Source organism: Nocardia arseniciresistens (genome assembly GCF_046764875.1).
GTDB classification, from domain to species: domain Bacteria; phylum Actinomycetota; class Actinomycetes; order Mycobacteriales; family Mycobacteriaceae; genus Nocardia; species Nocardia arseniciresistens.
Genome location: NZ_JBKORD010000008.1, coordinates 294,262 through 318,233, shown reverse-complemented (window position 1 = coordinate 318,233; position 23,972 = coordinate 294,262). Strand labels below are relative to the sequence as shown.

The 23,972-nt window shown below is 66.6% G+C and carries 21 protein-coding genes; 3 read left to right on the top strand and 18 right to left on the bottom strand.

Annotation, left to right across the window (positions count from 1 at the left end):
• Positions 1 to 127: 127 nt before the first annotated feature.
• From ACLMAJ_RS17255 to ACLMAJ_RS17235, 5 genes are all read right to left on the bottom strand, one after another.
• Positions 128 to 1,000: a hypothetical protein gene (locus ACLMAJ_RS17255; RefSeq protein WP_412014715.1), complete on the bottom strand. Its 873-nt coding sequence runs from the start codon at positions 998 to 1,000 to the stop codon at positions 128 to 130.
• A 28-nt stretch (positions 1,001 to 1,028) separates the two neighbouring features.
• Entirely contained in the window at positions 1,029 to 3,521 is a 2,493-nt protein-coding gene (locus ACLMAJ_RS17250; RefSeq protein ID WP_412014714.1) for a Tex family protein, read from the bottom strand.
• Positions 3,522 to 3,791: 270 nt separating this feature from the next.
• Positions 3,792 to 4,259 carry a hypothetical protein gene (locus tag ACLMAJ_RS17245; protein WP_412014713.1) on the bottom strand — a complete coding sequence of 156 codons (468 nt, stop codon included), beginning with the start codon at positions 4,257 to 4,259 and terminating at the stop codon, positions 3,792 to 3,794.
• Between the two features lie 105 nt (positions 4,260 to 4,364).
• Positions 4,365 to 5,990, bottom strand: coding sequence for an AMP-binding protein (locus ACLMAJ_RS17240; protein ID WP_412014712.1), 1,626 nt, complete (start codon positions 5,988 to 5,990; stop codon positions 4,365 to 4,367).
• Positions 5,990 to 7,621, bottom strand: a complete 1,632-nt coding sequence (locus ACLMAJ_RS17235) for an AMP-binding protein (protein ID WP_412014711.1) — start codon at positions 7,619 to 7,621, stop codon at positions 5,990 to 5,992. The genes ACLMAJ_RS17240 and ACLMAJ_RS17235 overlap by 1 nt, the downstream gene beginning before the upstream one ends.
• Positions 7,622 to 7,715: 94 nt before the next feature.
• Between ACLMAJ_RS17235 and ACLMAJ_RS17230 the strand changes: the two genes are divergently transcribed.
• Positions 7,716 to 8,570, top strand: a complete 855-nt coding sequence (locus tag ACLMAJ_RS17230; RefSeq protein ID WP_412014710.1) for a helix-turn-helix transcriptional regulator — start codon at positions 7,716 to 7,718, stop codon at positions 8,568 to 8,570.
• Between the two features lie 98 nt (positions 8,571 to 8,668).
• Here ACLMAJ_RS17230 and trmD read toward each other — a convergent pair whose 3' ends face one another.
• The 11 genes from trmD to ftsY all read right to left on the bottom strand — a co-directional run bounded on the left by trmD (position 8,669) and on the right by ftsY (position 20,654).
• A complete protein-coding gene (trmD, locus tag ACLMAJ_RS17225) occupies positions 8,669 to 9,352 on the bottom strand; it encodes a tRNA (guanosine(37)-N1)-methyltransferase TrmD (RefSeq protein WP_412014709.1) in 684 nt (227 codons plus the stop codon).
• A 78-nt stretch (positions 9,353 to 9,430) separates the two neighbouring features.
• Entirely contained in the window at positions 9,431 to 9,955 is a 525-nt protein-coding gene (gene rimM / locus ACLMAJ_RS17220; RefSeq protein WP_412014708.1) for a ribosome maturation factor RimM, read from the bottom strand.
• Entirely contained in the window at positions 9,956 to 10,198 is a 243-nt protein-coding gene (locus tag ACLMAJ_RS17215) for an RNA-binding protein (protein WP_412014707.1), read from the bottom strand.
• Between the two features lie 82 nt (positions 10,199 to 10,280).
• Positions 10,281 to 10,718, bottom strand: coding sequence for a 30S ribosomal protein S16 (rpsP, locus tag ACLMAJ_RS17210; RefSeq protein ID WP_412014706.1), 438 nt, complete (start codon positions 10,716 to 10,718; stop codon positions 10,281 to 10,283).
• Between the two features lie 375 nt (positions 10,719 to 11,093).
• On the bottom strand, positions 11,094 to 12,188 hold the full coding sequence (locus tag ACLMAJ_RS17205; RefSeq protein WP_412014705.1) for an amidohydrolase family protein: 1,095 nt from the start codon (positions 12,186 to 12,188) through the stop codon (positions 11,094 to 11,096).
• A gap of 174 nt (positions 12,189 to 12,362) precedes the next feature.
• Positions 12,363 to 13,937, bottom strand: a complete 1,575-nt coding sequence (ffh, locus tag ACLMAJ_RS17200; protein ID WP_412014704.1) for a signal recognition particle protein — start codon at positions 13,935 to 13,937, stop codon at positions 12,363 to 12,365.
• A gap of 105 nt (positions 13,938 to 14,042) precedes the next feature.
• Positions 14,043 to 14,375 (bottom strand): hypothetical protein, encoded by a 333-nt coding sequence (locus tag ACLMAJ_RS17195; protein WP_412014703.1) that lies wholly within the window; start codon positions 14,373 to 14,375, stop codon positions 14,043 to 14,045.
• 118 nt (positions 14,376 to 14,493) lie between these two features.
• Positions 14,494 to 16,941 (bottom strand): [protein-PII] uridylyltransferase, encoded by a 2,448-nt coding sequence (locus tag ACLMAJ_RS17190; RefSeq protein WP_412014702.1) that lies wholly within the window; start codon positions 16,939 to 16,941, stop codon positions 14,494 to 14,496.
• An 87-nt stretch (positions 16,942 to 17,028) separates the two neighbouring features.
• Positions 17,029 to 17,367: a P-II family nitrogen regulator gene (locus ACLMAJ_RS17185; RefSeq protein WP_040780799.1), complete on the bottom strand. Its 339-nt coding sequence runs from the start codon at positions 17,365 to 17,367 to the stop codon at positions 17,029 to 17,031.
• Positions 17,368 to 17,372: 5 nt separating this feature from the next.
• Entirely contained in the window at positions 17,373 to 18,752 is a 1,380-nt protein-coding gene (locus ACLMAJ_RS17180; RefSeq protein ID WP_412014701.1) for an ammonium transporter, read from the bottom strand.
• Between the two features lie 258 nt (positions 18,753 to 19,010).
• Entirely contained in the window at positions 19,011 to 20,654 is a 1,644-nt protein-coding gene (ftsY, locus tag ACLMAJ_RS17175; protein WP_412014700.1) for a signal recognition particle-docking protein FtsY, read from the bottom strand.
• A gap of 111 nt (positions 20,655 to 20,765) precedes the next feature.
• On the opposite strand from ftsY, the gene ACLMAJ_RS17170 reads away from it, so the two are divergent.
• Positions 20,766 to 21,155, top strand: a complete 390-nt coding sequence (locus tag ACLMAJ_RS17170) for a DUF2237 family protein (RefSeq protein ID WP_412014699.1) — start codon at positions 20,766 to 20,768, stop codon at positions 21,153 to 21,155.
• A gap of 80 nt (positions 21,156 to 21,235) precedes the next feature.
• Here the strand turns inward: ACLMAJ_RS17170 and ACLMAJ_RS17165 are convergent, their stop codons facing one another.
• On the bottom strand, positions 21,236 to 22,036 hold the full coding sequence (locus ACLMAJ_RS17165) for a TetR/AcrR family transcriptional regulator (protein ID WP_412014698.1): 801 nt from the start codon (positions 22,034 to 22,036) through the stop codon (positions 21,236 to 21,238).
• 118 nt (positions 22,037 to 22,154) lie between these two features.
• Here ACLMAJ_RS17165 and ACLMAJ_RS17160 point away from each other — a divergent pair, with 118 nt between their 5' ends.
• Positions 22,155 to 23,072 (top strand): NmrA family NAD(P)-binding protein, encoded by a 918-nt coding sequence (locus ACLMAJ_RS17160; protein WP_412014697.1) that lies wholly within the window; start codon positions 22,155 to 22,157, stop codon positions 23,070 to 23,072.
• A gap of 33 nt (positions 23,073 to 23,105) precedes the next feature.
• Here the strand turns inward: ACLMAJ_RS17160 and ACLMAJ_RS17155 are convergent, their stop codons facing one another.
• The gene (locus ACLMAJ_RS17155) at positions 23,106 to 23,909 is read right to left on the bottom strand and encodes a hypothetical protein (protein WP_412014696.1); all 804 of its coding nucleotides are present in this window, start codon (positions 23,907 to 23,909) and stop codon (positions 23,106 to 23,108) included.
• Between the last annotated feature and the right edge of the window lie 63 nt (positions 23,910 to 23,972).

Genomic DNA, 23,972 nt, shown 5'->3' with positions numbered 1-23,972 from the left:
GGTCAACAACCACCCAGGGCAACCCACGCATTGTGCCAGATCAGCGGGTCGCGAAGAAAATCGCCCCCTGTCGGCGGCCGTTCGGCGCCCCGGCGACCGATGTGCCACTCGTCCCGGCGGCATCAGCTCAGCGAGGGGTCTCGTGCTCCGATGACCAGGGGAGGTGCCGGTGGGGGTGGGGGGACGGCGGGGCGGGGATGACCGTTCTTGCCAGTTCGGCCTCGGCGGCTGTGCGGACGTGCTCGACGTCGGGTTTGCCGGCTATCAGGTCCTGGACGAAGATCTTGGCCCTGATCATCGGCCGCCGGTAGCGCCGCTCACGCACGATCGAGCGGTACATCAAGCGCCGCCGGTCGCTGTATCGCCAGCGGGCCCACGGCGCACCCGGCCTGCTCAGTCGCAACGCGCCGACGAAGAGCAGTGGCAGAAAGAACATGCCGAACAGGCCGGTCCAGATCTTGCCCTTGGCGATCACGATGGCCGCGAGGGCCAGGTTCACCGCCGAGAACGCGACGATGAAAATACGCATCTCGACGCTGGGGTCGCGGCGAAAGTCGTTGATATCCAACAACCACAGCGGATGGAAGCCGAGCAGTAGCAACCCGGTCACAGCCAGCGCGACGAACACCGCGTCCACCGAGGTGCGACCCTGTTTCTCCCAGTACACGTCGCGTAGATAGAAGATCAGCGCGAACTCGTCGAGGGTCAGGGCCGCCCCGACTCCGAAGGCGGCCGCGAGCAGGCTCGCGGTCAGGGTGCTGGCGTCCTGGTACATGGTGACCATCCCGATGCCCGACAGCAGCACCAGGATGACCCCGAACACCATGTGATGGATGTGCACCCCACCGGAGCGCACGTTGCCCGGCCACCAACGCACCTGTTTACGGATCAGCCGAACGCTGAGTCTGATCAACAGGAATCCGACGATGAACCCTAGTAAGAAGCACAGCAGCGGAAGCCTGCCCTGCGCGATCACATCGTCTTCGAGCCACCGTCGCATGGCCGCCTACATACCTCCGCTTGTCGTCCTACTGTCCGAAACCTGCCTTGCGCAGAGCGTCGGCCATCGAGCCGGTCGGCGCGGGCGTGTTTCGGCGCTGGTTGCCACCCTGGCTACGGCCTTGTCCCTGCGACTTGCCCTGTCCCTGCGACTTGCCCTGTCCCTGCGACTTGCCTTGTCCTTGCGGCTTACCTTGTCCTTGCGGCTTGCCTTGCCCATTCTGCCGCTGCCCGCCACCGGCGGACCCGCCACGAGCGGGATTACTCGGGCGATCGCCCTGTCCACGCCCGCGACCGTCGCCGCGTTCACCCTTTCCGGTGGTGCCGGGCTCGTCGTCCAGGCGCAACGACAGCCCGATGCGCTGACGTGCGACGTCGACTTCCAGCACCTTCACTTTGACCACGTCGCCCGACTTGACCACCTCGCGCGGATCCTTGACGAAGTTGTGCGACATCGCCGACACGTGCACAAGGCCGTCCTGGTGCACGCCCACATCGACGAACGCGCCGAACGCGGCCACGTTGGTGACCACCCCCTCCAGCACCATGCCCGGCTCCAGATCTCCGACCTTCTCCACACCCGCCGCGAATTCGGCGGTCTTGAATTCGGGGCGTGGGTCGAGGCCCGGCTTCTCGAGCTCGGAGATGATGTCGGTGACAGTCGGCACACCGAATTTCTCGTCGGTGAACTCGGCGGGCCGCAGCGCACGCAACGCTGTTGTATTGCCGATCAGTTCGGTCACGCCGTGGCCGGTCGATTCCAGGATCCGCCGCACCACCGGATACGCCTCGGGGTGCACCGCGGAGGTGTCGAGCGGGTCGGCGCCGCCGCGGATCCGCAGGAAGCCCGCGCACTGCTCGAAGGCCTTGGGTCCGAGCCTCGGCACGTCGAGCAGCGCGGTACGGCTGCGGAACGGGCCGTTCTGATCTCGGTGCGCCACAATGCTTTCCGCGACCGACCCCGCAATACCGGAAACGCGCGAGAGCAGCGGCACCGACGCGGTGTTGACGTCGACACCCACCGCGTTCACCGCGTCCTCGACCACCGCGCCCAGCGAACGGGCCAGCAGGGTCTCGGACACGTCGTGCTGGTACTGGCCGACGCCGATGGACTTCGGGTCGATCTTCACCAACTCCGCGAGCGGATCTTGCAGACGGCGCGCGATCGACACCGCACCGCGCAGTGACACGTCCATGTCGGGCAGTTCCTGCGTCGCGTAGGCCGACGCGGAGTACACCGACGCGCCCGCCTCCGACACCACGATTTTGGTCGGCTTGTTCTCCGGAATGCGCGAAATGAGTTCGACGGCAAGCGCATCCGTCTCGCGGGAGGCGGTGCCGTTGCCGATCGCGATGAGCTCGACACCGAACCGGGCGACCAGCGCGCCGAGCACAGCGAGGGACCTTTCGGTCTGGTCCTGCGGCTTGTGCGGGTAGATGACCTCGGTGGCGACGGCCTTGCCGGTGCCGTCGACGACGGCGACCTTCACGCCGGTGCGGTACCCCGGGTCCAGGCCCATGGTGGTCCTGGTGCCCGCGGGTGCGGCGAGCAGCAGGTCACGCAGATTCGCGGCGAACACGTCGACGGCATCCTTTTCGGCCGCCTGGCGCAACCGCATCCGGGTGTCGATGCCAAGGCTCACTTGCAGTTTGGTTCGCCACGCCCAGCGCACGGTGTCCAGCAGCCAGCTGTCGGCGGCACGGCCACGCTCGGCGATATCGAATTTCAGGGCGATCCTGCCCTCGAAGATGCTGCGCTCACCCGGCTCGAGTTCCTGGGTGTCCGGTTCGAGTTGGAGCGAAAGCACATCCTCCTTCTCCCCGCGCAGCAGCGCGAGAATCCGGTGCGAAGGCAGTTTGGTGAACGGCTCACTGAACTCGAAATAGTCGGCGAACTTGGCGCCCGCCTCCTCCTTGCCCGCACGCACCGAGGAACTGACCTGGCCGCGGTTCCACATCAGCTCGCGCAGTTCCCCGACCAGGTCGGCGTCTTCGGCGAATCGTTCGACCAGGATGGCGCGGGCGCCGTCGAGCTGCTCGGCGTTGTACTGCGCCGGGTCGGTGCTGGGATCGGAGATCAGCGCGTCGGCGACCGGCTCGTGGCCCGCCTCGCGCGCGATCTGGGCCTTGGTGCGCCGCTTGGGCTTGAACGGCAGGTAGATGTCCTCGAGGCGGGCCTTGGTCTCGGCGAGCATGATCTGCTGGTGCAGTGCGGGCTCGAGTTTGTCCTGGCTGCGTATCGACTCGAGGATCGCGGCCCTGCGCTCGTCGAGTTCGCGCAGGTAGTGCAGGCGTTCGTCGAGCTGACGCAGCTGCGCGTCGTCGAGACCTTCGGTCACCTCCTTGCGGTAACGCGCGATGAAGGGCACGGTCGAGCCTGCGTCGATCAGCTCGACGGCCGCGCGCACCTGACTCTCGCGTACCCGCAGCTCGTCGGCGATGCGACGGTTGACGCTGGCTTGGCTCGCGATGTCGGAACTGGGACGGGGCTCTGCACTGGCGGTCTCGGGCGCTGTCGTCACGTCCGCAGACACTACCGTCGTCCTCCGACAACGGGCTGGCACCCGGGTGAACCGCCGTGTACGCGGCGTCGATCAGTACGGCATGGTCTTCGCGAGTTCGCGCATTTCCGCCTCGCGCGCCTTCCCGTGACGGTCATCGGGAACTCGTCGACGACGTGCACGTACCGTGGAACCCGAAGTGCGCCAACAACGCCATGCCACCGAAGAAGGTGCTCGGCGCGACATACCCGAGCACCACTTCGAATCCTGTGCTGAAACCGAGCAGGGTCGCTACTGCAAAATCAGGTCTGGGCTGTAGATACGAGCGATCCCCTGACCGTCTTTGGTGACTTCGGTGAAATTGCGATAGCGATGCCCCGGCTTCGCCAGCGCACTGTCCACGGTCAACGGCGGAGAGGGATACCTACCGTCCATGCAACGAAATGGGCCACTGGTCGCGACCTGTTCGTTCGCGCCGGTCTCATACGCGTTGAAATCCACCACGGTCACAACCATGGTGCAATCAGTTTCGGGCGTGATGGCCCCACCTTTGATCGTGAGACCGCCGAATGCCCTTGGCACCCCGTTCTCGGCGTATATGCATGACTCCACTTCTGCGGAACCATCGTTCGACAAAAATATCCCCGAGCAGCTGTAGGGGCTATCCGGGGCGGCGACAGCAGCCGGTGCGATCAAGAGCAGTGGCGCTGCACTGGCAAAAACGCAAGACAGAACACGTGATAGCGAACCGATGGGCATGTAAGACCTTTCGATATCAGATGCATCAGGTTTCCGACGAATGATCTTGTCACACACTATGTGTGCCACCCGCGGGCCACGCGACCGCAGTAATCGGGGCACTCGCTACGACAACCCGAGCAGAGCGCGCGACAGTTCGCGCATCTCGGACTTGCGAACCTTTCCGGTGATCGTCATCGGAAACTCCTCGACGACGTGCACGTAGCGCGGGATCTTGAAGTGCGCGAGCTTCCCGATGCAGAAGTCGCGGACGGCGTCGGCGTCCAAAGGTTTTGCACCGTCGCACATCCGGATCCACGCCATCAGTTCCTCGCCGTACCTCGGGTCGGGCACGCCGATCACCTGGGCGTCCAGGATGTCGGGATGGGTATAGAGGAACTCCTCGATCTCGCGCGGGTAGACATTCTCGCCGCCACGGATGACCATGTCCTTGATCCTGCCGGTGACCGCCAGATAGCCGTCGTCGTCCATCACGCCGATGTCGCCGGTGTGCATCCAGCGGGCCGCGTCGATGACCTCGGCGGTCTCGGCCGCGTCGGACCAATAGCCGAGCATTACCGAGTAGCCGCGGGTGCACAGTTCGCCGGGTTCGCCACGCGGGACGGTGAGACCCGTTGCGGGGTCGACGATTTTGACCTCGAGGTGCGGGCCGACCCGGCCGACGGTGGCGGTGCGCCGGTCGAGGCCGTCGTCGCGGCGGGTCTGGGTGGACACTGGCGAGGTCTCGGTCATGCCGTAGCAGATGCACACCTCGCGCATGCCCATCCGGTCGATCACCCGCTTCATCACCTCGACCGGACATGGCGAGCCCGCCATGATGCCGGTGCGCAAGCTCGACAGATCCGTTGTGGCGGAATCCAATTCGGTGAGCAGCGCGATGAACATGGTCGGCACACCGTAGAGCGACGTGCAGCGTTCGGACTCGACGGCAGCCAAGGTCGCCACCGGATCGAACGATGGCGCGGGAATCACCACTGCCGCACCGTGGCTCGTGCTGGCGAGGTTACCCATGACCATGCCGAAACAGTGGTAGAACGGGACCGGAACACAGATCCGGTCCTGCTCGGTGTAGCCGCAGAGCTCGCCGACGAAGTAGCCGTTGTTCAGGATATTGTGATGACTGAGCGTGGCCCCCTTCGGGAATCCCGTTGTGCCGGAGGTGTATTGAATGTTTATCGGGTCATCGGTGGACAGTGTCGCCGCGATCCGTGCGAGTCCGTCGACGTCGATTTCACCCTGCGCCAGCGCATCCCATTCCGGTGTGCCGAGCACGAGCACCTGCTCCAGATCCGGGCATTCGGGCCGCACCTGCTCGATCATCGCGACGTAGTTCGACGATTTGAAGGCACGCGCCGCGATCAGCATCCGCACCCCGGCTCGGCGCAGCACATACGCCAGTTCGCTGGTGCGATAGGCCGGGTTGATGTTCACCAGGATCGCGCCGAGCTTCGCCGTCGCGTACTGGGCCATGAACCATTCCGGGCAGTTGGGCGCCCAGATACCGACTCGGTCGCCCTTCTCGATGCCGTGCGCCGCGAGGCCGGTGGCCAGGGTGTCGATCGCGTCGGCCAGTAGTCGATAGGTCCAGCGTCGACCGGATAGGCAGTCCACCAACGCTTCTCGGTCCGGATGAGCGGCGACCGTGCGGTCGAAGTCGGCGCCGATGGTGTCACCGAGCAATGGGGTGTCGGAAATACCGGACGCGTAGCTGGGCTGGGGTATCGGTGCCATCATTTGCTCCCCTGCTGACGCAACACGAACCGCTGCACCTTGCCGCTCGGCGTCTTGGGCAACGCGTCGACGAAATGCACCTTGCGCGGGTACGCGTGCGCGGCGAACTTCTCCTTGACCAGTATCTGTAGCTCGGCGGCAAGCTCCTTGTCACCCTCGGAGCCGTTGCGCAACACCACGAACGCCTCGAGCACCTCCCCGCGCAGCTCGTCGGGCATCCCGACGACCGCCGCCTCGGCGACCTGCTCGTGCAGCACCAGCACGCTCTCCACCTCGAACGGGCCGATGCGATAGCCGGCCATGATGATGACGTCGTCGTCGCGGGAGGAGAAGCGGAAGAACCCGTCGGCGTCCCTCGATCCGGTATCGCCGGTGAGATACCAGCGACCGTCCGGGGTGTAGCGCTGCGCGGTACGTTCGGGGGTGTCGAGGTAGCCGAGGAACCACAGCAACGGGCTGCGCTCGGTGTCGATCGCGACCCGGCCGGTCTGCCCAGGCTCCGCCTCGACGTCGGCATCGTCGGCGAGCACCGCACAGCTCCAGCCGGGCAACTGCCTGCCCATCGAGCCGATCGGCGCCGCGGCGTTCAGCTCGTCGTGCCAGGCGTTGCAGATGACCATGCCGTGCTCGGTCTGTCCGTAGTGGTCGCGCACGGCCACCCCGAGATGCTCGGCGGACCACGCGACTACCTCCGGGGTGAGCGGCTCACCGGCCGAGGACGCCCGCCGAAGCGACACTCCGGCCGGCACCGGGGTGTCGTCGGCCCGCAGCGCCCGATACACGGTCGGGGCGGCTGCGAAGTTGGTGACGCCGAAGCGTGCGAGTACCTGCCAGGTCAGCGCGGGCGAGAACCCCGCGTGCAACATCAGACTGCGAGATCCCGCGGCAAGTGGGCCGAGGATCGCGTAGTAGAGCCCATAGGCCCAGCCCGGATCCGCGGCATTCCAGAACACGTCCTCCGCACGGACGTCCAGCGCGAACTCCTGGTACGCATGGAAGGACGCGAGCGCACGGACCGGAATGGGCACGCCCTTCGGCGTGCCGGTGGTGCCGCTGGTGAACAGCTGCACAAGCAGTCCGTCGCCGCCTACGGTGACCGCCGCCGCCCGTGGATCATCGGCGGAGTGCGCGGCGAGCAGATCGGCGAAGCGCAGCTGCGTTGACGCATCGTCACCGGCAACCACGACCCGCCACGGCGCATCCCCGGGAATGTCCGCACCCGGTGCCAATTTTCCCGCTTGGTCGGCATCGACGATGACGAGCACCGCGCCGCTCGCGGACAACCGGAACGCGATGGCGGGTGGCGCGAAAGCGGTGAACAGCGGGACATGGACCGCGCCGCGACGCCAGATCCCGAGCAGCGCCACCACCAGATCTACCGACTTGGCCATCAGGGTCGCGACCCGATCCCCCGGCCCGACTCCCTGCTCGGCCAGCGCCGCGGCGAACCGCGCCGATCGCTCGCGGAGCTCACCGTAGGTGAGGTCTGTCGAACTGAGGTCGGCATCGACGACGGTGAACGCGACCTCGGCCTCCGAATGCCGGTCGCACAACAACTCGGCAGCGCACGCGCCGGGCCCGTCGTAGCGCTCCAGTAGCTCGCGCACCCGTGCATTCAGGTCCGTGCTCATGTCGCCACTCCTCATTTGTGATTCGCCACACCCCCTTCGAATAGGATGTGGGTCACATCATGTTCGCCACTACCCCCGAAAAGGGGTGAGTCGTTTGACCCACACCACCTCCTTGCTGCGCCCGCGCGACGCTGACGCGCTGCGCGCGGAGATCCGCTGGGTGGCGAACAAGGCCGGGGTGCCGGTGGTATTCGGCGGCGAGGTACACAACGACGCACTGCTGTTGACCGAGTTCGTCGGCACTATGACCAACGGGCTGCGCGGCCTCAGCGTGCTGCGCACCTCCGGACTCGGTGGCCGGGTCATGGATATGCGGCGGCCGGCGTCGGTCGCCGACTACCGCAACGCGTCTTCGATCACCCACCACTACGACGGGCCGGTCTCCGGCGAGCGCATTCGCTCTGTTGTCGCGGTCCCCGTGGTCGTGGACGATCACTCCCGCGCGGTCCTCTATGCCGCCAATCGCGGCGGCTCACCGCTCGGCGACCGCACCGCCGACTTGATGGTGGAGGCCGGGCGTCGGCTTGCTTCGGAAATCACCATTCGGGACGAGGTGGATCGGCGCATCCGCCTGCTCGAACTGGCGACACCGACTCCCGACACCGCGCCCGCGGTCACCGAGGAATTGCGCGACATCCACGCCGAACTTCGTGGCCTGGCGCGCTCGGCCGAGGACGAGCGGCTACGCACCCGCCTGCACGATGTGTGCGAACGACTGACCCGCGTGCTGACCGGCGCTCCCGGGTCTGACGCACCTCGCCTATCTCGCCGTGAACTCGACGTATTGTCCCAGATCGCGCTCGGCTGCACCAACCAGGAAGCCGCACAACGCCTTTCGCTCAGCACCGAAACCGTGAAGAGCTACCTGCGCAACGCGATGAGCAAGCTCGATACCCATTCGCGGCACGAGGCGGTCGTGATCGCCCGCCGCCATGGATTACTGCCCTAGGTCAAGCCGACGCGATCACGAACCTTCGCCCCACCAGGATCGGCGGGCGGCGCTCAACGTTGAAACGGGCACCGACACTACGCGGCAGCAGCGTGAAGTCAGTTCGGCGGCAACAGATCCGGGCGACGCGCTCGGGTTCGTTCGAGTGACTGCTCGTGACGCCATGCGGCAACCTTGGAGTGGTCGCCCGATAGCAGAATCGACGGGACGTCCAGATCACGCCAGGTCACCGGCCGGGTGTAGCTGGGCCCTTCCAGCAGGCCGTCGGAGAACGAATCCTCTTGGTGGGATTGCTGATTGCCGAGGACTCCCGGTAGCAGACGGACGACGGCCTCGGCCATGACGAGGACAGCGGCCTCGCCACCGATCAGGACGTAGTCGCCGATGCTGACCTCTTCGACGCGCACGCGCCGGGCCGCGTCATCGAAGACGCGCTGGTCGATGCCTTCGTAACGGCCGCAAGCGAATACGAGGTGCTTCTCGGTCGCCCAGCGCTGCGCGGTCGCCTGTGTGAAGGGGACTCCGGCGGGGGTCGGCACGACGAGCAGAGCGTCGTCGGGGCAGACCTCGTCCAGGGCCTCGCCCCAGATGGTCGGCTTCATGACCATGCCCGGCCCGCCACCATAGGGCGAATCATCAACGGATTTGTGCACGTCATGCGTCCAGCCGCGCAGATCGTGCACGTCGAGAGAGATCAGGCCCTTGTCGATGGCCTTGCCGAGCAAGGCGGTTCGCAGCGGCTCCAAATACTCCGGAAAGATGGTGATGACATCGAGTTTCATGCCGCCCCCTGTCCCGCACCGGAGTTCGAGCACCCCGGCGGCGGCATAAGCGCTGTGTAAGCGTTTCTCATCCCGCCGTCATTCCGGATCGAGGAGACCTTCGGGCGGATCGATGACGACGAGACCATCGGCCAAAGACACCGTCGGAACGATGGCGTTGACGAACGGGATCAGGATCTCCCGGCCGTCTTCGGCAGCGCGCACCGAAAGCAGTTCTCCCGCAGCGGAATGCAGCACCTCGGTGACTTTGCCGACGACCGTGCCGTCGGTCAGCTGGACGTCCAGCCCCTCCAGCTCGTGGTCGTAGTACTCGTCCGAATTCTCCGACGGCGGTAGGTCTGCGCTGTCGACGAAGAACAGCGTGCCGCGCAGCGCGTCGGCCGCGGTGCGGTCGGCAACCCCGACGATATGCACGAGAAGTCGGCCCGAATGCTCTCGGGCCGACTCCACTTCGAAGTCACGGACTTCCTTGGAACGCGCCAGGCGACCACGCAATGTGATGCCCGGCGCGAAACGTGCCTCGGGTTCGTCGGTGCGGACCTCGACGACGAGTTCGCCGCGCACACCGTGCGACTTGGCGACCCGCCCAACGACGAGTTCCATCTAGGTGTCGGTATCGACCACGTCGACCCGGATGCCCCGGCCGCCGATACCGGCGACGAGGGTGCGCAGCGCGGTCGCGGTACGACCGCCGCGCCCGATCACCTTGCCGAGATCCTCGGGATGGACATGCACCTCGACGGTGCGCCCGCGACGGCCGGTGATCAGCTCGACGCGGACGTCATCGGGATTGGCGACGATGCCGCGAACAAGATGTTCGACAGCATCGGCGACGACTGCGCTCATGACTGCGCCTCGCTAGCGCTCGGCTCCATCATGACCGCCGATGCGGCTGCGTCTATGGTTCGCTCGCTGCGCTCACTCACAGTTACTCAGCAGCCTCAGCGGCGGGCGCCTCAGCGGCGGCCTCGTCCTTCTTCGCGGCCTTCTTCTTCGGGGTGACAGCGGCCGCGGACGGCTCACTGTCGGCGGCGGCGAGCGCGGCGTTGAACAGGTCGAGCTTGGAGGTCTTCGGAGCCTTGACCTTCAGGGTGCCCTCGGTGCCCGGCAAGCCCTTGAACTTCTGCCAGTCGCCGGTGATCTCCAGCAGACGCTGCACGGCCTCGGTCGGCTGCGCGCCGACACCGAGCCAGTACTGCACGCGATCGGAGTTGATCTCGATCAGCGACGGCTCTTCCTTCGGGTGGTACTTGCCGACCGCCTCGATGGCCCGGCCGTCACGACGGGTGCGGGCGTCGGCGATGACCACGCGGTACTGCGGGTTGCGGATCTTGCCGAGACGGGTGAGCTTGATGCGAACAGCCATATGCTGATCTGCCTTTCTTAGTTCGGTCACGGCGCAATTCAGCGACCCGCATGGTCTGCGAGCCCGGTTTTGCGCTTGGGGTGTGTGACCGCCGCGCGGTACGTAACCGGAGACGGGCTGACACTGTCCAGGAAGGACGATGACCCATTCTGCCAGACACCCCCACCTCCCCTGAAATCGCCTCCAGGGCGACCTCGCGGTGAGCGACACCGGAGACCGGGTTTCTATCTTCACCGCAGCTGGATGCCGCTCACGGACGGTAGCGGAGCATGGTGATGCCGGAGCGGAAGGGGCGGGCTTCGAAGCGCGCGCCGCCGCTGGAATTCATCGCTGGGTCAGCTCGGTGCATGTCGCCGTGCCATCGCGTGAGACGCCTCAGCGGTGGCCGGTGACGGGATTCGGGGTCTTCATGACACGGCCGCGTAATACGACCCACTCGGGATCGCCGAGCATGGCGGGGTTGGTGCGCGGGTCCTCGCGGTAGACGACGAAATCCGCGGAGGCACCGTGCTCGATGCCGGGGCGGCCGAGCCATGCGCGGGCATTCCACGAGGCCGCGCCGAGGGCATCGTGCGCGGTGAGCCCGGCACCGGATAGGGCGGTGATTTCGTCCGCGATGCGGCCGTGGCGGATGGAACCGCCCGCGTCGGTGCCCGCGAAGAGGGGGACGCCCGCGTCGTTCGCGTTGGCGACGGTGACGCGGACGCGGCGGTGCAGGTCACGCATGTGGGCGGCGTAGGTAGGGAATTTGGCTGCGCTGTCGGCGATTTCGGGGAAGGTGTCGATATTGACGAGGGTGGGGACGAGCGCGGTGCCGTGTTCGACCATCAGTTCGATGGTGTCGTCGGTGAGGCCGGTGCCGTGTTCGAGGCAGTCGATGCCCGCGTTGATCAGGCCGGGCAGGGCGTCCTCGCCGAAGACGTGCGCCGTGACGCGAGCGCCGTTGGCGTGCGCTGCGTCGATGGCTTCCTTCAGGATGGCGTCGCTCCACAGTGGGCGCAGGTCGCCGACGGAACGGTCGATCCAGTCGCCGACGATCTTCACCCAGCCGTCGCCGAACCGGGCCTGCTCGGCGATGATCTCCGGCAGGTCGCGCTCGTCGTCGAGTTCGATACCGAGTTCGCGGATGTAGCGGCGCGGGCGGGCGATGTGGCGGCCCGCGCGAATGATCCTCGGCAAGTCCTCGCGGTCATCGATGAAACGGGTGTCGATCGGCGACCCGGCATCGCGCAGCAGCAACGCACCGGCATCGCGGTCGGTCTCGGCCTGCGCGATCGCGCCATCACGGTCCTCATTTCCCCCGCCGTACCTGATACCGACGTGACAGTGCGCGTCGACAAGGCCGGGCACAATCCATCCTGAGCCGCACAGCGTTTCGGCGTCGGACACCGGTTCGAACGACACCAGCCCGTCATGCAGCCACAGGTCGCGTACCTCGTCATCGGGGAGGACCACACCTCGTAGATGCACAGCAACCTCCTGGACGGCGTCGGCTGTCTCCAACCTACTGTCCGTCCCTATGACGGTCACGCCGAAATCGACCCGGCACGGTGGATCCGCTCGGTGGTGGCGATCAGGCTCGGAATACAGCGGTGCGCCGCACGCGAAAACGCATGCGGCGCACCGGAACTGGGGGTGACGGCGCTACTTCTTGGGAAACTTGAGCTGGGAGAGGTCGATACCCTCCAGGCCGGGAGGCAGCTGGTCGAGTCCGGCGGGCATACCCGACAGGTCCGGCATACCGGGGGGCAGGCCGGGCATGCCCGGCATTCCGGCGGGCATACCGGGGAAACCGCCGCGCACCTTAGGCGGCGTCGGCCCGCGACCGCCCTTCTTGCCCTTCTTGCCCTTCTTGGCGTTCCCACGCCGCGCGCCGGGCATGCCCATCTGACGACCCATCGCGGCCATCATCTTCCTGGCCTCGAAGAAGCGGTCGACGAGCTGATTGACCTCGGAGACCTGGACGCCGGAGCCGTTGGCGATGCGCAGCCTGCGGGAGGCGTTGATGATCTTCGGGTTGTCCCGCTCGGCCGCGGTCATGCCGCGGATGATCGCTTGGACCCGGTCGAGCTGCTTGTCGTCGATCTGGGCGAGCGCGTCCTTCATCTGCCCCGCGCCCGGCAGCATGCCGAGCAGGTTGCCGATGGGGCCCATCTTGCGGATGGCGAGCATCTGGTCGAGGAAGTCCTCGAGGGTCAGCTCGCCGCTGCCCATCTTGCGGGCGGCGTCTTCGGCCTGCTGCGCGTCGTAGACCTGCTCGGCCTGTTCGATCAGCGTGAGCACATCGCCCATGCCGAGGATGCGGCTTGCCATCCGGTCGGGGTGGAAGACGTCGAAGTCTTCGAGCTTCTCACCGGTGGAGGCGAACATGATCGGCGCGCCGGTCACCTCGCGGACCGACAACGCGGCGCCACCGCGGGCATCGCCGTCGAGCTTGGTGAGCACGACGCCGGTGAAGCCGACCCCATCGCGGAAGGCTTCCGCGGTGTTGACGGCGTCCTGGCCGATCATGGCGTCGAGGACGAACAGGGTCTCATCCGGCTGCACCGCGTCACGAATGCCTGCGGCCTGGGCCATCAGCTCGGCGTCGATGCCGAGGCGGCCCGCGGTGTCGACGATGACGACGTCGTATTGCTTGCCCCGCGCCTCCTCGATACCGGACTCGGCCACCGCGACAGGATCGGCCGCCGAGACACCGAGCGCGTGCTCGCCGCCGCCGATGGAGACGCCGGGGTGCGGCGCGTACACGGGCACTCCGGCACGCTCACCGACCACCTGAAGCTGAGTGACAGCGCCGGGACGTTGGAGGTCGCAGGCCACCAGCAACGGCTGATGGCCTTGGCCCTTCAGCCATTTCGCGAGCTTGCCCGCCAGGGTCGTCTTACCGGCACCCTGTAGACCAGCGAGCATGATCACCGTCGGCGGGTTCTTGGCCAGTGTCAGCCTGCGGGTTTCGCCGCCGAGAATGGTGACGAGTTCATCGTTGACGATTTTGACGACCTGCTGCGCGGGATTGAGCGCCGCGGCGACCTCGGAACCTTTGGCTCGTTCCTTGATCTTCGCGATGAAGTCGCGAACGACGGGCAGCGCGACGTCCGCCTCGAGCAAAGCAAGACGGATCTCACGACAGGTGGCGTCGATGTCGGCCGGTGACAGACGCCCCTTACCGCGAAGATCCTTGAGGGCACCGGTAAGCCGGTCGGACAGGGATTCGAACACCGATCGCGCTCCTGATCTCGAGGGACGTCACTTTGGTATCCCAGGGTAATGGGGCCGCCGACATGTTCGCGCAGGCGGTGTGTCCTTCGAGGTAGCAGGGCTCTGCTATTCGAGCGACGGCTCTTCGTGGGGGCGGCGGTGCGGCTTGGCCGTCTTGCGACGATAGTCGTGGTTCTCGATGGCCACCATATAGACCGCCTCGCGGGCGGTCAGGCCCAGGTCGAGGGCCATACCGTCGAGCGAGGCCCACTCGGCCGCGGTCGGCTCTTCGCGCGCGGTGACCGTGGTGGCAATCGTCATCGCGGTCACGGCCTGCTGGCCGGTGAGGGTCCGGCCGGGTAGCCATGAGACGACCCACCGATCTCCGCCGACACACCGCGCGATATGTGTGGTTTCGTCACTCGTCATCATCGACGCCGTAATGACTTCAATTGCCACCGACCTGCTCCCCTCGTGCTCGCGACAGCCAGACGCTCTGATAGTAGGGCTCGCCACCTCCTCCGCATATGACATCCAGCAAATCTTTCGCAACAGATTGGTTATTCGCCCGACGCAGTCAAGAGGCCGTCCCGGAGCCGGGCGGACCCACCCCCTCCGGCGGCTTCGGCGCCGGCCGGGGAACCACGCCCATAATCGCCTTTCCGATAGCTTCGCGCCGGGCGGGGTCATCGTCGGAGCCGAGATCCAGACAGAAGGAGTCGACAACCGCGGAACCCATGGTGACCACCTTTGCCCAGCGCACCTCGGCCCCGGAGGCGGACAGTGCCGCGGCAAGACGGCTCAGCAGGCCGATCCGGTCCTCGGCGCGCAGCTCGAGGATCACCTGGCCGGGCACCGAAGTACCCGACCAGATCAGCCGCGGTTGCGCCTGCGCGTACAGGCTCGGCCTTACCCCCGCGGCGTCGCGTTCCCGCTTGGCCAGCAGCGCGGGCAGGTCCAGATCGCCGGCGATGGCGCGGATCAGCTCCTGCCGCAACAATCCAGCATCCGGCGGGTTACCGAACTTGGGCGACACCATGAACGTATTGACAGCCGACGCGCCTTCGCCGCCGAGCTCGGCCGAGAGCACCCGCAGCGAGTGCAGGGCGAGCACGCCCGCGGCATCCGAGAGCAGGCCGGGGGCATCCGGCGCGATAACGGTGACGGTGTAGGTGAACTTGCCCTCACCGGGCCGCAGATCGACGTGCACCCCACCGGCCGCGGCCCTGGCGAGCAGCTCCGACGCGATCGGCTCCGGTGTCGGCAACTGTCCACCCGCCATGACAAGACGGCAGCGACGGACCAGTTCGCCGATCAACGAGGCCTTCCAGTCGCCCCACACGCCGGGCCCGGTGGCCAGCGAGTCGGCCTCGGCGAGGGTGTGCAGCAGTTCCAGCAGTTGTACGTCGCCGCCGAGCGCGTCGACGACGAACTGCACCGTGTCGGGATCGGCGAGGTCGCGGCGGGTCGCGGTATCGGGCAACAGCAGGTGGTTGCGCACGATGGCGCTGAGTATCCGCACATCCGACGGCCACAGCCCGAGGCGACGGCCGATATGGGTGGCCAGTTCGGCGCCTACGACACTGTGGTCGCCCGCGCGACCCTTGCCGATATCGTGCAGCAGCGCGCCGAGCAGGAGCATGTCGGGGCGGGCGACCCTGGTGCTGAGCGCGCTCGCGTAGGCGACTGTCTCCATCAGGTGACGATCAACGGTCCAGGTGTGCATGGCATCGCGCGGCGGCAGGTCGCGCACCGCGCCCCATTCGGGAAGTAGCCTGCCCCACAGGCCCGTTCGGTCCAGAGCCTCGATCGCGTCGATGACACCTCGGCCAGTGCCGAGCAGCACGAGCAGATCATTGAGCGCGTCCTTCGGCCACGGCTCGCGCAGCTCCGGCGCGTCGTCCGACAGCCGGTTGAGCGTCGTCGCCGACATCGGTAGCCCCGTCTGCGACGAGGCCGCCGCCACCCGAAGAATGAGCCCGGGATCGCGCTGCGGACGCGCGTCCCGGGCCAGCACCACCTCGCCCGCGTGCTCGACCACCCCCTCATCGAGTGGTCGACGCACCGGCATCCGACGCAACCGGGCAAGGCCGCGCCGTGGCAGTGCGTTCGCGGCGGTCCGCAGTCCGACATCGACGGAGTAGCTCACCGTCCGCGCCGAATCGCTCAGGGTGCGAGCGAGATCGAAGCGATCGCCGATCCGCAGCGCGCCACCGATCTCGTCGGCGTCCTGCGCGCGCAGCTGGTCGCGAGCGCGTCCGGCGACCCTGTGCAGCTCCGTACGAACATCCAGCAAACGACGGTGGGCCAGCTCGAATCCGCCTCCTGGCACATCCGGACCGAGCCCCGGCATGGCATCGGTCAGCTGGGCGATAGCCAGCGCGTCGAGGAGCTGGATGTCACGAAGGCCACCACGGCCGTTCTTCAGATCGGGCTCGGCGCGATGCGCGATCTCACCGCTGCGCTGCCACCTGGCCTCGGCCTGGGTAATCAATTCGTCGAACCGGGTACGGATCCCCGTTCGCCATTCGCGGCGCACCCCGCCGATCAGCAAGTTGCTCAGTTCCCCGTCGCCGACGATGTGTCTTGCCTCGAGCATGCCGAGTACGGCGATCAGGTCCTCGGAGGCCACGCGCAGTGCCTGCGGGACGGTTCGCACACTGTGATCGAGCTTGATGTGGGCGTCCCACAGGGGATACCAGAGTTGATCGGCGACCTCCGCGACCTTGGCCGGGTCGATGTCGTCGTGCAACAGCACCAGATCCAGATCCGAATACGGCAGCATTTCCTTGCGGCCGAGCCCGCCGACGGCGACGACGGCAAGTCCGCTGTCCGCGGTGATTCCGAGTTCGGCGCCTTTGCTCGTCAGCCAGAGTTCGTACAGATCGACCAATGCCATCCGCAGCGATTCGGCGTCGAGCCGGGGATTACGGGGCAGCCCGCCATCGAGCAATTGGGTCCGAGCGCGGACCAGATCTGCCGCGCCATTGGAGACTTTTCTGTCATCGGCGTCCTGACTAGCCACAAACCCACCGCCATTCAATACGTGCGGCCCCGCCCCGACCGGGCAATCCGGTGGGAGCGGGGCCGCCGCTCGATTCGATTTTCCGTTTTACAGAGCGTCGGTACCGCGTTCCCCGGTCCGTACCCGGATGATCGATTCCACCGGGGTGACCCAGACCTTGCCGTCACCGATCTTTCCGGTGCGGGAGGCCTCGACGATCACCTCGACTACCTTGTCGACCGAGGCGTCGTCCACGACGACCTCGACCCGAACCTTCGGAACGAAATCCACGGAGTACTCCGCACCGCGGTAGACCTCGGTGTGGCCCTTCTGGCGGCCGTAACCCTGCACCTCGCTGACGGTCATGCCGAGCACGCCCGCCTGCTCGAGCCCGGTCTTCACGTCTTCGAGAGTGAACGGTTTGACGATTGCGGTGATCAGTTTCATTGTCGTCATGCCTCCTTGACGGCCGTACGTGCCATGCCACCCACAGCAGCGAAATCGTATGCCGTTTCAGCGTGCTCGGACTCGTCCATGCCCGCCGCCTCGGCTTCCTCGCTAGCGCGCAGCCCAATGGTGAACTTCACGATATAGGCAATGATCAGCGATGCGATGAAGGAGAACGCCAACACCGCGCCCGCACCGACCGCCTGCCGCCACAGCTGGTCGACGCCACCGCCGTAGAACAGACCGGTCTTCGCCGCGCCCGCCTCCGGCGCGGCGACAAGGCCGACCATCAGGGTGCCGACGATGCCGCCGACGAGGTGCACACCGACCACATCGAGCGAGTCGTCGAAGCCGAACTTGAACTTCAGGCCCACCGCGAGCGCGCACAGCGCACCGGCGACGAGACCGATGGCAAGCGCACCGAGGACGTTGACCGAGGAGCAGGAGGGCGTGATGGCGACCAGACCCGCCACGACACCCGATGCCGCGCCGAGCGACGTCGGCTTGCCGTCGCGGAACTTCTCCACAAGCAACCAGGCCAGCATCGCGGCGCAGGTGGCGATGGTGGTGGTGATGAAGGTCGAACCTGCCAGGCCACCCGAGGAGACCGCGGAGCCCGCGTTGAAGCCGAACCAGCCGAACCACAGCAGACCGGCGCCGAGCATCACGAACGGCAGGTTGTGCGGACGGAACGGGGTGGTCGGCCAGCCCTTGCGCTTGCCGAGCACGAGGACAAGAGCCAGCGCGGCCGCACCGGCGTTGATATGGACGGCGGTACCACCGGCGAAGTCGACCGCGAGCAGCTTGTTCGCGATCCAGCCGCCTTCGTGAATGATGTTGCCGTCGGCGTCCTTGGCATCGAAGTCGAAGACCCAGTGCGCCACCGGGAAGTAGACGACGGTGACCCAGATGCCGGCGAACAGCAGCCAGGAGCCGAACTTCAAGCGGTCGGCGACCGCGCCCGAGATGAGGGCAACCGTGATGATCGCGAACATCAGCTGGAACGCCACGAACACCGTCATCGGGATAGTGCCGAAGAGCGGAATGTTCGTGGCAGCCGTGGTGACCGCGCCGCTGGCGTCCTTGACCTCGGCAACCGAGTTGCCGCCGATCAGGCCCTTCAGTCCGAAGAACTGCGAGGGATCACCGACTACGCCGAACTTGTCGTCGCCGAAGGCCGCCGAGTATCCGTACAGCGACCACAGGACTCCGACAAGTCCCATCGCGCTGACGCTCATCATGATCATGTTCAGCACGTTCTTGGAACGCACCATGCCGCCGTAGAAAAATGCCAGACCCGGCGTCATCAACAACACGAGTGCTGAGCTCGCCAGCATCCATGCGGTGTCACCGGTGTCCGGTGCACCGGTAAGGGGAAATGCCACCTTAATGTCCTCCTCATCTCGGGCCCAGCCGACTCCGGCAAATGGACCTGAACGAAAGGGTCCTCATTTGGTGTTTCGTCCACGACGCTGTCGTGTTTCGCCGAGGTGAACGCATGACGCAGTTGTGTTGCTAACACGTTTCGTGGTGCAAACCGCACGTTTTGCCCCGGCCGCGAGGTGCGTGTCGGCGGATTCGGACATTCGGTTACCGACGGGTAGGTCGGGTGAATCTTTCGCTCGGTCGAGCTAATTCCGAGCTCAGCCGAGCAACGCGTCCACGAAGGCGCCGGGTTCGAAGGGGGCCAAGTCGTCGGCGCCCTCACCGAGTCCGACCAGCTTCACCGGCACGCCGAGTTCGTGCTGCACCTGGAAGACGATGCCGCCCTTGGCCGTACCGTCCAACTTGGTGAGCACGACACCACTGATGTCGACCACCTCGGCGAAGACCCGTGCCTGCGTCAGACCGTTCTGCCCGACGGTGGAGTCGAGCACAAGCAGCACCTCGTCGACCGACGCCTTCTTCTCCACCACTCGCTTGACCTTGCCGAGCTCGTCCATCAAGCCGGTCTTGGTGTGCAGTCGTCCTGCGGTGTCGATCATCACCACATCGACCCCGCGCTCGATGCCCGCGGTGACCGCGTCGAACGCGACAGCCGCGGGATCGGCGCCCTCCCTGCCGCGCACAGTGTCGGCGCCGACCCGTTCGCCCCAGGTCTGCAACTGGTCGGCGGCGGCGGCGCGAAAGGTGTCGGCGGCACCGAGCAATACCCGGCGGCCGTCGGCGACGAGCACGCGCGCGAGTTTGCCCGTCGTTGTGGTCTTTCCGGTGCCGTTGACCCCGACGACAAGCAGGATCGACGGATGATTCTCGTGCGGCAGCGCGCGGATCGAGCGGTCCAGTTCCGGACGCAGGGCCTCGACGAGCACCTCACGCAGCACAGCTCGGGCATCGTCGGTGGTGCGGACGCTGCGCACGGCCATCTCCTCGCGCAGGCGCGCGACGATCGCCGCGGTGCTCGCGGTGCCGAGATCGGCGAGCACCAGGGTGTCCTCGATCTCTTCCCAGGAGTCGTCGTCGAGGTCGCCGCCACCGAGCAGGCCGAGCAGGCTCTTGCCGACGGCATTCTGCGACCGGGACAGGCGACCACGCAGACGGACCAGGCGGCCTTCGGTGGGGTCGATCTCGTCAAGGGTTGGAGTGGACGCGGCGGCGGCCGCAGCGTCGAGCTCAGCCGTGCTGTCGGCGGGCGCGGTGTCGGCCCGAGTGGCAGTCCCGGTCGCCGCGGTGTCGGTCGCCGCGGTGTCGGTCGCCGCGGTGTCGGTCGCCGCGGTGTCGGTCGCCGCGGTGTCGGTCGCCGCGGTGTCGGTCGCAGCGGTGTCGGTCGCAGCGGTGTCGAGAGATGCGGTGTCGAGAGATGCGGTGTCGAGAGATGCGGTGTCGAGAGATGCGGTGTCGAGAGATGCGGTGTCGGCCGGTTCGACGACAGTCGTGTCCGATTCGCCCGTCGATGTACCGACCTCGGCGGGCGCCGACCCGACACCGGCGGTCTGCTCGGCCTCCAGCACATCGCCCTCGGGCAGCGGGATGTTGGTGATGCCCCGCCTCGGCGCGTCGCGCGGAATCGCCGCGTCGTCACCGACGTGTGGCTGTCCGTCGGTGTCGGTGCGCTCGATCGGGGCCGGTTCGGGGCGTGTCGCGGTGGCCGTGTCGCCCTTGCTGAAGCTGAAGCCTCCCGACGCCGAATAACCCCCGGACCGATCGGTCAGTTCTTTCTCGGGGGCGGGCGGCGTCAACGTGATGCGACGGCGTTTGTACAGGACGAATCCGGCGACAAACACCACCAGCAGCAGGGCGGCAACCGCGGCGATCAGGATCCAGGCTTCGGAACTCACGCGGCCCATCCTTGCAGAACCACCGAGACCGCATTACCACGCCGCCACCGCGCCGACACACAACCCCCGAGATTTCTTGTCCTGCGGAACTTCTCGCGAACTGACAATAGGATCGTCGACGTGACTGATCGAAACGTGCTTGGGGGGCCGCTGGAAGAGTGCGGCGCCGATCCTCTCACCGGCTTTTACCGGGATGGCTGCTGCAGTACCGGGCCGGAGGATCTTGGTAGCCACACGGTGTGCACTGTCGTCACGGCCGAGTTCCTCGAACACCAGGCATCCATCGGCAACGATCTGAGTACGCCGCGCCCGGAAAACAACTTCCCGGGCCTGCAACCAGGAGACCGATGGTGTGTGGTGGCCGTGCGCTGGCTGCACGCTCATGAGGACGGTGTCGCCGCACCCATCGTGCTTGCGGCCACCCACGAGAACGCTCTGGAAGTGATCTCCATGGACATCCTGCGCAAATACGCCGTCGACGTGCCCGACGATGTCAGCGACCTGCTCTGAGCCCGGCCCGATAGCGCGAAGACCCGAGTAAGGCGACTCGGGTCGGCTACCGCGGTGCCACCTCGTCACCCCGACACCCGTCAGCTCACGGCGGGCGCGCTCACAGACGCACGGGTACTACGTTGGCGATGTGCCTTCTGGCGACACGCCGGGGAGCAGTAGCGGGCCGGACGGCCGGTGCCGGTGTGTCGCACCGATCCGCCACAGATCGGGCAGTGCGAATCGTCGGCGATTTCGTTACGTGACGTAGTTCCGTTACGGCTTCCCGCCTCGATACCGAGTTTCGTTACGGTGGTCTGCCCCGGGTTCGAACGCATCGCGTCGAGCACGATCGTCACGGCGCGTACCAGGCTCTCGCCGGGGCGCTGATGGCGTTGGATCGCAACGCATCCGGTGAAGATGTCGAGGACATCGGCGAGGGTGATGTCGGCGCGGACCGCGCCTTGGCGCTGCGCGGCGTCCAACAGCGCACCGAGCGACTGGTGAAACCGCACTCCCGCGCTGCGCAACAAGGCTTTCGGCCAGCCGTCGTCGGACTGGACCACGTCGCACAATGCTTGGCTGCCCGGGGCAGAGGAGACCACGTCGGTGCAGACCGCGAAAAAGGCGGCACCGGGGTCCCGCGCGTCGAGGTGATCGGCCGCCAGCTTGGCGAGCCGGTCGACGCGCTGCTGCATGACCGCTTCCAGCAGATCGGTTTTGGTGGGGAAATGCCGGTACACGGTGCCGGCGCCGACACCGGCCTTGCGCGCGACCTCGGCAAGGGATACCGAGGTGCCCTGCTCGGCGAAGGCCCGTTGCGCGGCGGCGAGCACCAGTGCGCGATTGCGGCGGGCGTCGGACCGCGCCGCATTGCCGAGCGGCGGTGTTGGAGCAGACATTCGTTACGGCCTTCCATTCCTGACCTGGCCAAGCGGGTCGACACACCCGTATGGTCCGAATACGGGTCGCCCGACCCGATTCTATCGAGCACAGTTCGATCGAGCAGAGAAGGCACGAATGTCCCCTCAGCAGTACCCCATCCTCGTCACCGGCGGCACCGGTAAGCAGGGCGGCGCCACCGCGCGCCGACTGCTGGCCGACGGTATCCCGGTGCGCACGCTGGTGCGCGATCCCGAAGCGTCCGCGGCGCGCTCCCTGGCGCTCGCCGGTGCCGAACTGGTGGTCGCCGACTTCGACACTCCGAGCACGTTGGATGCGGCCGTGGCGGGCACCCGCGGCATATTCCTGGTTCCCCCTGCCGCTTTCGGCCCGAACGGCTGGGATGTCGATCTGGAGGCAGCCCGTGGCATCGCGGTGGTCGACGCCGCGAAGCGCGCGAATGTCGAACAGATCGTTTTCACCAGCATCGCCTCGATGAGCGACGACTCGTCCTGGGGCGCGGGCGGAAAGCAACGCATCGAAGACGCGATCGCGGCCAGCGGTCTGCGCTACACCGTGTTGCGGCCCGTCCGGTTCATGGAGAACTACCTGATGCGCACCTCGCCGGTGGACGGGATCATCGACGGCGTGCACAAGCACCTGTTCCCCGCCGATCAGCCGCTACAGGTGGTGGCGCTCGACGATATCGCCGCCTTCGCCGCACTCGCCTTCGCCGACGCGGACCGATTCCACGGCCACACCATCGAACTGGCCAGCGACGCGGTCCCGCCGTCGAAGGCGGTCGCGCTGATCAGCGAAACCACCGGACATCAGATCAGCTATCGCGAGCTCACCGAGCCCGACGCGGACGCCTTGGGCCAACAGATCGGCGACACGTGGCGGCTGCTGCGCGAGACCGGCGGCTGGCGCGCCGACATCGCGAAGCTGCGACACATCTACCCCGCACTCACGACCTTCGAATCCTGGCTCGCCGCTACCGGAGCGACGCAGATCAAGGCCCTACTCGACAGCGACCAGGTCAGCTCGGCGCGCTGACACGACGCGTCCACATTACCGGCAGCCGACAGCTCAGCCGATGTCGTTGAGGCAGTAGCCCTCCGGTCCGACGTTCAGCTCGAAGATCGTGGTCTGAGTGACACCGGAGGAATTCGTCACCGGCACCGATACCTCGACGTCGGCGATACCCGTCGATTTCGAGGTCAGTTGGTTGTCGTCGAATGCGGAAGTGCCCGCGAGCCGGCCCGGGTTGGCTGCCAGCACCGAACCCGGGCAGGTGAGCGGGTACTTGCCCTCGGTATCGTCCGGATTTACCGGCTTCCCGACCGATCGCCACAGGTAGCGCCGGACGGTGTAGCGGGCGTCGCCTTCGTTGAGGGAGGCATCGGATCCGGTCGGTGACACCCTCGGACACGCGTAGCCGGAGGCGATCTCGCTGCGCTTCACGCTGACCGTCTCGGCCGGTCCCTTCCAGATAATCGCGAACTGACCATCGACGCCGGGTTGCGCGATCGCGGCGAGAATGCCGTCCCTGTCGGCGTACATACCCCTGACGTTCTTCGGGTCGATGGTCCAGCACTTGCGTACCAGTTGGTCGATATCATCGGCGACCAGATCGCTAGCCCACGGTCGCAGTGCCGTCGCGGCGTTCGCGTTGCCGGGCACCTCGCCGATCGGCACGGTCGCCCCCGGGGCCGCAGTGGCAGCACTCGTCGTCGAACTCGGTTGTGGCAGTGCGGATATCACCGTTCCCTGCTGATGCGAGTCCGTCGCCGAGTGGCCCGAATGCTGGTCGTCGGCGCTACAGCTGGTCAACAAGGCGCACGTGACGATGGCGACAACGCCACCTATTTCCCGCCCTCGGCTCTTGATCATGAGCATGACGATAACCACAAATCATCCGAGACAGCCGCTTTCGGCCTGGACAGCGAAGCGGCA